This window comes from Mesobacillus maritimus (assembly GCF_019749255.1).
Classification (GTDB): Bacteria; Bacillota; Bacilli; order Bacillales; family Cytobacillaceae; genus Mesobacillus_B; species Mesobacillus_B maritimus_A.
This window is the reverse complement of sequence record NZ_JACWFH010000015.1, coordinates 83,976-94,664: the sequence shown is the minus strand read 5'-3', so window position 1 is coordinate 94,664 and position 10,689 is coordinate 83,976. Positions and strand designations below refer to the sequence as shown.

Annotated in this window: 9 protein-coding genes; 4 read left to right on the top strand and 5 right to left on the bottom strand. The window is 38.1% G+C overall.

The genetic code is table 11. The features are described from left to right. Nucleotides 1-487: 487 nt before the first annotated feature. Genes H0185_RS13790 through H0185_RS13780 form a run of 3 tightly spaced genes read left to right on the top strand, consistent with a single transcriptional unit; the run spans nucleotide 488 to nucleotide 2,716 of the window. Nucleotides 488-1,021: a sigma-70 family RNA polymerase sigma factor gene (locus tag H0185_RS13790; protein WP_425515828.1), complete on the top strand. Its 534-nt coding sequence runs from the start codon at nucleotides 488-490 to the stop codon at nucleotides 1,019-1,021. Next, nucleotides 1,022-1,435, top strand: coding sequence for a PadR family transcriptional regulator (locus tag H0185_RS13785; protein WP_246629189.1), 414 nt, complete (start codon nucleotides 1,022-1,024; stop codon nucleotides 1,433-1,435). It begins immediately after the preceding gene. A 6-nt stretch (nucleotides 1,436-1,441) separates the two neighbouring features. Continuing rightward, on the top strand, nucleotides 1,442-2,716 hold the full coding sequence (locus tag H0185_RS13780; protein WP_221874082.1) for an FtsW/RodA/SpoVE family cell cycle protein: 1,275 nt from the start codon (nucleotides 1,442-1,444) through the stop codon (nucleotides 2,714-2,716). A gap of 261 nt (nucleotides 2,717-2,977) precedes the next feature. On the opposite strand, the gene H0185_RS13775 is transcribed toward H0185_RS13780, so the two are convergent. Further along, a complete protein-coding gene (locus H0185_RS13775; RefSeq protein ID WP_221874081.1) occupies nucleotides 2,978-3,499 on the bottom strand; it encodes a hypothetical protein in 522 nt (173 codons plus the stop codon). Between the two features lie 415 nt (nucleotides 3,500-3,914). Between H0185_RS13775 and H0185_RS13770 the strand changes: the two genes are divergently transcribed. Beyond that, complete coding sequence (locus H0185_RS13770) at nucleotides 3,915-4,925, top strand: DUF3231 family protein (protein ID WP_221874080.1); 1,011 nt, start codon at nucleotides 3,915-3,917, stop codon at nucleotides 4,923-4,925. A gap of 432 nt (nucleotides 4,926-5,357) precedes the next feature. Here H0185_RS13770 and H0185_RS13765 read toward each other — a convergent pair whose 3' ends face one another. The 4 genes from H0185_RS13765 to H0185_RS13750 all read right to left on the bottom strand — a co-directional run bounded on the left by H0185_RS13765 (nucleotide 5,358) and on the right by H0185_RS13750 (nucleotide 10,652). Then, entirely contained in the window at nucleotides 5,358-6,857 is a 1,500-nt protein-coding gene (locus H0185_RS13765; protein ID WP_221874079.1) for a malate:quinone oxidoreductase, read from the bottom strand. A gap of 718 nt (nucleotides 6,858-7,575) precedes the next feature. Further along, nucleotides 7,576-8,355: an energy-coupling factor transporter transmembrane component T family protein gene (locus H0185_RS13760; RefSeq protein WP_221874078.1), complete on the bottom strand. Its 780-nt coding sequence runs from the start codon at nucleotides 8,353-8,355 to the stop codon at nucleotides 7,576-7,578. After that, nucleotides 8,339-10,066 carry an ABC transporter ATP-binding protein gene (locus H0185_RS13755; protein ID WP_221874077.1) on the bottom strand — a complete coding sequence of 576 codons (1,728 nt, stop codon included), beginning with the start codon at nucleotides 10,064-10,066 and terminating at the stop codon, nucleotides 8,339-8,341. Before H0185_RS13755 ends, H0185_RS13760 begins: the two co-directional genes overlap by 17 nt. Further along, on the bottom strand, nucleotides 10,047-10,652 hold the full coding sequence (locus H0185_RS13750) for an ECF transporter S component (protein ID WP_221874076.1): 606 nt from the start codon (nucleotides 10,650-10,652) through the stop codon (nucleotides 10,047-10,049). The genes H0185_RS13755 and H0185_RS13750 overlap by 20 nt, the downstream gene beginning before the upstream one ends. Between the last annotated feature and the right edge of the window lie 37 nt (nucleotides 10,653-10,689).

Sequence of the window (10,689 nt, the reverse complement as noted above, 5' to 3'; positions counted from 1 at the left end):
AAACGTTGGCTCATGTTCTTCTATTATAGAAGCCATGATAAATATTGTTTGTTGACGCTTGTTTGTTTAGTTTTCAAAGAACAATCATTTCATACCGCTTAGAAGCGACATTTATTAATATATCATAACCATTTCAATAAATCAACTAAAATATTATTTTATAAAAATTAATTTACTGGCTCGTTGCTGTATCCAACAACAGATACTTAATATATAGCATAAAAATCAACTCGTCAATACTTTATTAAAAAAGTATTTTAATGAGTTTTTTCGTTGCTGTCTGAAGCAGCTAAATTAGAATACCATCCTTTCTATCACAGAATCAATAGAAATATTTTACATCTCACCTATAAAAGGTTTTCGCAGGTTGTATGAGACAAAACCTGACCCACTTTCCCACTAGCTCGCTATAATAAAAAATATCTTTCCTAAAAGCAAACCCAAACCCAAGGGTGTTCGTCTAATGGTTGGAAGGGAGCAGGAAAACGTGGAAGAAAGCTTAACTGAAGAATTATTACTAGAAGACCGAAAAGCTGTGATCAATAGAATGATGGACCTTCATGGTCAGGATACATTGCAGCTAGTTTATTCCTATGTAAAAAACAAGGAAATTGCTGAAGATTTAACTCAGGAGATTTTTATTAAATGTTATAAAAGTCTTCATCAATTTAACCGTAAAGCAAAGTTAAAAACTTGGTTGTGGCGAATTGCAGTGAATCATTGTAAGGATTATTTAAGAAGCTGGCACTATCGGAATATGAAGGTTGCCGATGAACAGGCACGGAGCGCAGCTAGCCTAAGAGAGGATGTAGAGAATAAAGTAATTCAACAAGAAGAGGATGAACAACTTGCTTCCGCTGTCATGGATTTGCCAGATATATACCGAGAAGTGATTTATCTCTACTTTTTTGAAGAGCATCCTATTAAAGAGATTTCTTACATGATCAATCTTAATCAAAATACGGTGAAAACTAGGTTGAAGCGGGCCAAAGAATTGCTGAAAGAAAGGTTGGAGGAATAAATGATAGATGACCGTCTAAGAAATTTAAAAAAGTCGATAAAAAAATCTGTGTTTCGCGACCTGACTTTTACAGAGGAACATAAAGATCAGATTAGAAACAAAATTTCGGTGATGAGTGTAAAGTCAGAGGAAGAAATCATCATCGCTGTCCTCCATTTGCTAAGCCAGGAAAAAACAGGATTTGAGCTTAACAAAATGATTCGAGCAAGAGGCATCCAAAATTACGAGAACAACGAGGGACAGTTATATATGTTTTTGCATCGTCTTGAACAAAAAGGCTATGTAGAGACAAACTGGAAAAAAGATGACGAGAAGTATTACCGAGTAACCAACAAAGGAAACAAACTCCTCTCTCTTGCTGAAAAAAAGAGCAAGAGCACAATATCCATATTCAAGGAAATCTTGGAAAGGTGAGATCCGATGAAGAATCTGAAAGAATATTTTATGGATGAAGTCTTGCAACAGATTAAATCAAAGGAAGCAAGGAATTTTGTTCAAAAAGAGCTTGCCTATCATCTGCGAAAAACAAAATCAGAACTGGTCGCAGCAGGGTTGAGTGAGGAAGCGGCCGAGGAAAAGGCCGTTTTGCAAATGGGCAGTCCATCAGAACTCGGTCAGCAGTTTAACAAACTCCACCGCCCAAGAATAGACTGGATGCTACTCGGACTTTTTATCTTCTCTCTCGGAATGGGTCTCCTTCCTATTTTAAGTGTAAAAGGAGAGACTTATTCATATAGTCTTATCGCAAATCAAACCACCTTTATAGTAGCAGGGACCGTTACAGCCCTAGTGATGATGTACTTTGATTACCGCAAGCTAAAGAAATGGGACTGGCTATTTTTAGCTATAGGATTGGTGATGCTCTTAGCCATTCTGTTGATCCCGAATATAATGGTCAATGGTACGCCTTATATTCGGATTCTGGGATTAAACATCAGCAGCATTACCGCCCTGCCCTTCCTTTTTATATTCTGGGCATCCTATTTTTCCAAACAGAAGCCAAAACCTTGGGTAATCATCACAATCTATTTGATTACAACCTTTCTGTTCGTGAGCCTTACCGCTCTTCCTGTAGCGATGATTTACAGTTTTTTAATGCTTGCATTATATTGGGGGAGTGCGTTCAGCCGGAAAACCATCTATATTACAACCTATATTGTCGCAGGCATATCAGTAATGTTCTCAACTCTTTTTTGGTTTGTTAGCAAACCTTATCAGAAGGAAAGAATATTTGGTTTTCTGAACCCAGAGGCTGATCCGACTGGCTCTGGGTATATGTACATTAAAATAAATGAACTCATGACTGGTGGTGGCTGGTTCGGAAACGAAAAGACTCCCCAATTTGTACCTGAACTATCGACCGACTTTGCTTTTGCTACTGTCACCTATTATTATGGGTGGTTGGTTGCAAGCGGACTTGTCCTCGTACTTGTGCTTTTAGTCTCCCGTTTGTTTTTCATGACTAGTAAAATTAAAGACCCTTTCGGAAAACAACTTGTGTTTGGGGCAATCGCCCTGTTTAGCATACAGTTTATCTACAATATAGGGATGAGCTTCGGTTTACTTCCGTTCATCTCCATCTCACTCCCATTTATCAGTCATGGACTTACACCTGCAGTCTTGAACTCCTTTATCATCGGGGTAGCATTGAGCGTCTACCGTCGAAAGGATCTGGTAACCAAATTTGAGAGTTGAAGGATATAAATATCTGACTATCGCGGCTAATTGTCCACATAACAAGTAAAAGACCAAACTCTAACATTAAAGGGTTCGGTTGATGGGGAGAAAAGTGCTAATAACATTGTAAACAACAACCTAATCAACATATATTTCAACAATTAATCGGCAATATAGATGGCAAGCAAAAACGCTCAGATATTCTGAGCGTTTTTTGTAATATTTTATTAACCTAATTGGACTAGAGATAAATAAGAACAATTTGATAATTACATCATTTTAATTCCCCAAGGAACCTAAAAAATCACCAATACGAATTAACATATCTTCTATTTTATGTTCTTCATTTAAGTTTGCCTGACCAGTTACTATTTCAACTTCTGATTTTTCGCTGCCTTCTTTTTGATATTGTAACTCCACTGAGAAATTATAAATCATCTCTTCCGAATCAGTTTTTTCGAAATCAATATTTCTTACTTTTAGTTTGTAACCGTTTCTCATCGGTTCAATCATTAATGTAGAACCGTAACTATTTACAAAATCGAGATAGGATGTATCATTTGCGAAATAATCTTTATAAAGATCTTCTTCATATTTCACTAAAGATTCCAGTCCCTCGTTTTCTATTAATAGTTCTAATTCTTCATTTGGTCCCGTAAGGGCGTTTTCCAGAACATACTCCATAGTCTGTAAATTTTCATCTTTTGCTTTCGTTTCTGTGTTATCGGCACACCCAACTAACATTAATAGAAATGAGGCAAATATAACGGTTGCAGAAAATTTGTATTTTCGTATTTCCAAATAAATCTCCCCTTTAATATTTATTTTAGCATAGATTTTTCCAATCACCTCATTCGCAATAGTTTTAGCACAGCTTTCAACCACACCGCATAAATTTATGCGGTATCCTAATCGATGTACGAATTGATATGCTAATTAGTACACTAAAACCATAAAAACAATGATATAACAATAAAAAAAGGGACATCAATTCTTATGTGAATTGCGACCCCGATTAGTCTGTTATTTACTGTTTTCTCCCCAATAACCGAACCTGTTACTCTAACATTTGGTCATTTATTTTGCTTTTAGAAACACGATACTCCTTTAGTGCTTTTGGCCTAGTCGGCAGAATCGCATCCCCTTAATTGGGTATTCTAATAACGATGTACATAAAAAGGGAGAGCTATCTATATGAAGATTGGAGGTAAAATAAATGGTCAAAACCAACCCTATCAGTGTATCTGAAGTAGCTTCACTCTGGCAGACCTATCAAGAAAAAACGTTGATTATGAGATTTTTGGAGTACTTTATTGAAAAAGCGGATGATCCGCAGGCAAGAAATATCTTGGGTGGATTATGGCAAGAGCTTAATTTTTATGTAAAAGAGATGGAAGAGCTGTTTTCAGAACAAGGCATAGTCAAACCTGTTGGATTTACATCGGATGATGTTAATTTGGAAGCGCCTAAATTATACGATAATGGCTTTGATATCATGTTTGTACGTGTCCTAAAAGAAGTAAGCATGGGACTTTATACCCTTGGTTTGAACATGACGTACGATAAAAAAGTAGCGTCAATTTATGAGGGGCTAACCACCGTGACGCAAAAAATTTATAAACTTGCAACTTCTTATTTAATTGAAAAAGGGATTCTTTCACTTCCTCCAAAAGTAACCATGCCTAAAAAAAACGAAATTATAAAAAGCAAGGATTATAAAGATGGTTTTAAACTTCTTGGGGACAAGAGGCCGTTAAATCTTCTTGAAGTTGGGATTATTCATCACAACCTAGAAGTGAATAACATTGGTATGCAACTGATAACAGGATTTGCTCAATGTGCCCAAAACAAAGAGGCAAAACAATATTTTTCAAGAGGAATAGACATCGCTAAGAAGCAGATTAAAGTAATGGAGTCACTTCTTCTAGAAGGTGATGTTCAACTATCTGCAGCCTCTGGTGCAACAGTAACGACTTCTACCATACCCCCTTTTTCTGATAAGTTAATGATGCATTGCATTTATATCCTCAATGGATTCGGTCTTATTGGTTCTGGTACAGGTGGATTTTTTAGTTTACGAAATGATTTAGCAATGAAAACACTCCTAATTGCAAAAGATGTTTATTTTTATGCCCAAGAGGGGATAAACCTTAAGATTAAAAACGGATGGTTTGAGGAACCCCCCCAGATGGAAGACCGATCAAAGATTATCAATAAAGGGAAATGAATAAAAGGATCTACATTAGCAGAAAGTAAGCCTAGTGTCGGTTATACCGATTACAACTTTCAATGTGGGGGGGATTTCTTTTGAGGTCACTTTCAAACTTAGTTAAAATGGTTATTGCCTTGATGATTAAGATAGAATTCTTACTTAAAATCTTCAAACATAGAGTTAATCAATTAGTAAGAACGGCACAACCTTTAACATAAGAATCGAGGATCTCACTTTTTCCACATTGCACAAAAGGTAAACACATTCAACATTCCCGTGTTTACCTTTCTTCCTCATTATTGACCCTCTCCATTTAACCTCAATGGAGTTTTCACCACTATATTCACTCTTCCCCATATAAAAAAGAACCTTTAATCCATAAAGCGGACCAAAAGGTTCATCCAAGAAGGAATTATTTTAAAATGTAATGTTAAGCCCCCGCCCTTTTCAACTAAATACCGGCTCTCTCTCGCTTAAACCAAGCGTTCTAGCAGTCGACGTATGGACTTTGTGCAGAAGGTCGGGGTTTTCCATTAATGATACACCATAAGAAGGAATCATTTCTTTTATTTTCGGTTCCCACACGAGCATTTGTTCTTTAAAGCTTTTGTTAATAATCTCAAGCATTACGTTAACAGCAGTAGAAGCACCAGGAGATGCACCTAACAGTGCTGCGACAGAGCCATCGGCAGAAGTAATGACTTCGGTACCAAATTGAAGTGTTCCTTTTCCGGCTGCGGTATCTTTAATAACTTGAACACGTTGGCCTGCAACAACTAAATCCCAATCTTCAGCTTTAGCGTTCGGGATAAATTCACGTAGTTCTTCCAAACGTTGTTCTTTCGTTAACATGACTTGCTGAATCAAATATTTGGTTAACGACATCTCTTTTGCGCCAGCCGCAAGCATCGTTAAAACATTATTCGGTTTAACAGAACCAATTAAATCTAGATTCGAACCAGTTTTTAAGAACTTTGGTGAAAAGCCTGCAAATGGTCCAAATAGTAACGATTTTTTATTGTCGATATATCTTGTATCAAGATGCGGAACAGACATTGGCGGAGCACCGACTTTTGCTTTTCCATACACTTTTGCATGATGCTGTGCAACAACTTCTGGATTGTTACATACCATAAAGAGTCCGCTAACAGGGAATCCACCGATATGTTTTGATTCAGGAATACCCGTTTTTTGAAGTAAAGGTAAACTTCCACCTCCTCCGCCAATAAAAACGAACTTAGACCTATGATGTTCGACTTGACCGGTCACGAGATTAATGACCTTCACATCCCAGCACCCGTCACTTGAACGTTTAATATCCTCGACACTTTGATTATAATGAATCTCTACATCATTACTCTTTAAGTGATCAAACAACATGCGCGTTAACGCCCCGAAATTGACATCAGTTCCTGAGTCAATTTTTGTTGCCGCTATCGGTTCATTCGAAGTACGCCCTTCCATGATAAGCGGTACCCATTTCTTCAGTTTTTCTGGAGAATCTGAGTATTCCATTCCTTGGAACAAAGGAATACTTGATAGCGCTTTAAAACGTTTCTTAAGAAAGGCAACATTATCCTCACCGTGAACTAGACTCATATGAGGGATTGGTCTGATAAAATTCTCTGGATTACGAATGAGATTGCTGTTTACAAGGTATGACCAAAACTGTCTCGATACCTGAAACTGTTCGTTAATCGAAATCGCTTTGCTAATATCAATGGATCCGTCTTCCTTTTCGGAAGTATAGTTTAACTCGCAAAGTGCCGCATGACCCGTTCCCGCGTTATTCCATTCGTTAGAGCTTTCCTCTCCAGGTTTTGAGAGCTTCTCAAACACTTTAATGTCCCATTCTGGTGCTAGCTCTTTCAGTAAGGATCCTAAAGTTGCGCTCATGATACCAGCGCCAATTAAGATAACGTCTGTTTTTTTCTGTAAGTTGCTCATTTTTTACCAACCCTATCGCTAGAATTTGCAGAAAAAAATGCAGCATAGACCTGAAGGCCAATTTTCCACTACACATTTTCTGTCTCAATTATTCAAATATCTACTATTATATGATAATTATAAATTATTTAAAAGCTGGTGAAAAGTGAGAAGTACTATCGTATAGCTTCAGAACAATGAAAATTCAAAAAATAACACCATAATTTACCAACAAAACTTCGTTAAAAAATAGCGTTTTCCCTGTGTAAACCACCTCAATTCGCCTTTCCTTGAGGGTTTCCCTGAATCATATCTATCAGCAAATAATTGATGATTTGAATATAAAATAAATAAGCTAGGATCCGTAAAAAAACTTTCTTATGACTTTTAGATCTGTATACTAATTAAAAATTTCATTCCTTATAAAATATTACTAATATAATTTTGTGAGTGTTTTCAATTCTTGCAAGTTTGTACCTAGTGAACTAGTACTCACATAAACATTATATGACAACATTTGTGAGTCCTTTAACATTTTTATTTAGAAGTTTTTTCCACCCCCTTTTTTTCGAGTAACTTCCGAGAGCAATAATACTCTCCTCCCCCAGAAAGAACCTGTTAATTGAAACATAAAGAGGCAACTATCCAAAGGGTAGTTGCCTTTATAAAAATAAAATCGTATATAGAACTCCCTATATCCAGAGTGTATGCGCAGAACTTTTAGCCCCTGGTGTAAACTTTAAAACGTTTTCCCAAAGATATTTAAAGAACCAAGCTGATAGGACAAAAACACGCATACAAAAAACATGATCAAAAAGACACTTACAAAAACCCAATCACGTTTATGGATGGTCATTTCATGATAATGTGTTCGGTCGGTTTCTCCAGTAAATCCTTTTGATTCCATGGCAAGAGCTACTCGCTCTGCTTTCCGAATCGCATTTGCTAAAAGTGGAATAGCATAGCGTCGAAACTGATGCAAACGCTCTTTCACTCCCCTTGCTCTTCCTACCCCACGAATGCGATGGGCTTGCCTTAACACTTGAAGCTCATAACGAAAAGTCGGGAGAAATCGATAACCTGCTAAAATCCCGAATGTTAATTTTGGTGGCAACTTACATTGCTGCATCAAACTTAACATAAACTTCGTGGAATCAGTGGTTAGGATAAACAGTAAAGATAACGCCGCGAAAGAAAGGGAACGTAACCCGAGTGATATCCCCGCCCAAAAGCTTTCGGACGTGACTTTAAATGACCAAATGGAGAATAACACACCTCCACCCGAAAAAGCACCGCTTGGATGGAGCATCGTCATCCAAGCAAAGCTTATCGCTAATAAAAGAAATGGCGAAAAAATCACGATCCAGCGCTTGAAAGCCACCTCGCCAAAGAGAAAAGTCACGGCAACTGTGAATACTAAATAGATAAAAGGTGTCAGCGGATCGAACGTGAACGCCAGGAGCAATGCTGGAATCAGGACAGCAAAAGCCTTCATAGTTGGATTAATGGATGTTAGCATGCGCCCGCACATCTCCTTGTTTTTTATCGTTCAAGTGAAGGTTTTCAAGCAACTGTTGGATTCTTATTCGGAAAGGAGATCTAAGGTTCGCTTCATGAAGTATTTCCGTTCTCTTCCATAGTTCATCAGGCTGACCGTTAAAGCATACTTTCCCTCCGTTCACGACATATACTTTTTCACAATACCTATCGACCAGGTCCATGTCGTGAGTCACAAAAACAATCGCTGTCCCTTGTTCTTGTAACGTTTGAATCATCTGCATTAATTCTTCCCTTGTTTGTGCATCTTGGCCAAACGTCGGTTCGTCGAACAATAACACACTTGGTGTATCATCCAACATCGTCGCTACACTTAGACGCCGTTTTTGTCCACCACTTAAGGCAAAAGGATTGCTCCATTTATGTGATATAAGATGAAAACGGTTCAGCAGTTGGTTTACGTTTTGCTCGATTTTGTCCTGAATTACACGATTTAATTTCATCCCGAATGCCATTTCATCGTAAACAGTATCTGTAATAAATTGATGTTCCGGGTTTTGAAACACATACCCCATCACTTTTCTCATTTCAGGCTCTGACCATGCTTCGTATTTTTTATTTAAAAGGAAACGACTTCCTGTCTTTGGCGTCAAAATCCCTGACATAACCTGCAATAACGTCGACTTCCCTGCACCATTTTTTCCGACAATGGCAATAAGTTCCCCTGAATGTAATGAAAGTTGCATTCCTTTCAGAATCGACTTCTTCCCTCTCGAAAACGTAACATTCTTTATGGATAAAACCTCACTCCTCCCAGGTACACCTGGAGGTGATGCTTGATTTCCCCTATGAATAGGGTTCATCATCTGAGCGGTGTCATTTATCCATGAAGCTAAGTTTTCTTCAGTTAAGGGACGATTCGTTTCACCGACCTTGCCTTCATGAGATTCAAGAACGGTTTCAACGATTCTAGGAAGATGAATCCCCTCTTCTTTTAACTTTTCGGCTTCGGTATAAAATACATCCTCAGGTGTTCCTTCCACTAAAATGGCTCCATGCCGATTGATTGCGATTACCTGGTCTACCATCGGGAGCCAATCATCTAACTGATGTTCAATAATGAACAATGCAAAATTCCGCTCTTGTTTTAACCGAGAGATTAATTGAATAAACTCAAACCGGGAAGCTGGATCTAGGTTCGCTGTCGGTTCATCCAAGATTAATAATCTGGGATTTAAAAGCAGAACTGACGCAAGGGCTACCTTTTGCTTATTCCCCCCTGATAATTCATGGATGGGACGATGTTTTTCTTGTATGAGACCAACAGAACTGAGAATATCATCAATTTTCCCAGCCATCTCTTCTCGAGGGGTTTTGATATTTTCTAACGTAAACGCTAACTCATTTTCGACGGTCACCATACAAAATTGGCTCTCAGGATCTTGAAAAACAACCCCAATTTCCTTATTGATTTCTCCCTTTTGAACAGTACTCAAAGGCGTCTCGTTATAAAGAATTTCTCCTTTTGCATACCCTTCAACTCCTTCAGGGTAAAGGCCATTTAAACAAAGAGAAAAGGAACTTTTCCCAGAACCGCTAGGGCCGATAAAAAGAATAGTTTCTTGTTGATGAATCGTAAAGGATAGATTCTTTAAAATAGGCTCCTTATCGGTGTCATAGCCAAACGAGAAATTTTCTACTGAGAGGAGTGGCTTATGATGCTTTATGCTCACGTTTTGTCTGCCACTCCTTTCCCAGCGCATAACTTCTCAACACACCAGTGTCTGCTAACTTTTCACTGATCCACTTTCCTAATAAGCCAGCAATCAAGGCCCCACTAATCACACGAACAACGAGCATCGAACTAAGCAATGGGATAGATAAAGCAATATAGCCAGAATGATACAAGCCCCAGATAAAGCTAAATACCGCTGCCCCAATGCCCGCAGCAACAAGCACACCTTTTGAATAATTTCGATACTTTGTTGCAGCAAAAGCCGCCTCAGCCCCTAGACCTTGTATAAAAGCAGAAACAATTAACATCGGACCTGCCGGTGACCCTAATAACACTTGAATCCCCCCAGCAATCGTTTCAGAGATGAGGGCGGCTCCAGGCTTACGAATTATATAGGCCGTAATAATCGAAACAATAAACCAAATTCCAAAGATCACTTCATATCCAAATTGCCCTAGTCCAAAAGGTGTTAAGATATTGGTAAGCCCTGTTCCCACGGTGAAAAAGAATAAGTATATAACGGCAAATACAACACCTAATATCGACATAAGCACAATTTCACGTAAATTCCATTTCGTTGTCATTTTAACGAACTCCTTAAACGTATTTTTAAAATCCTCA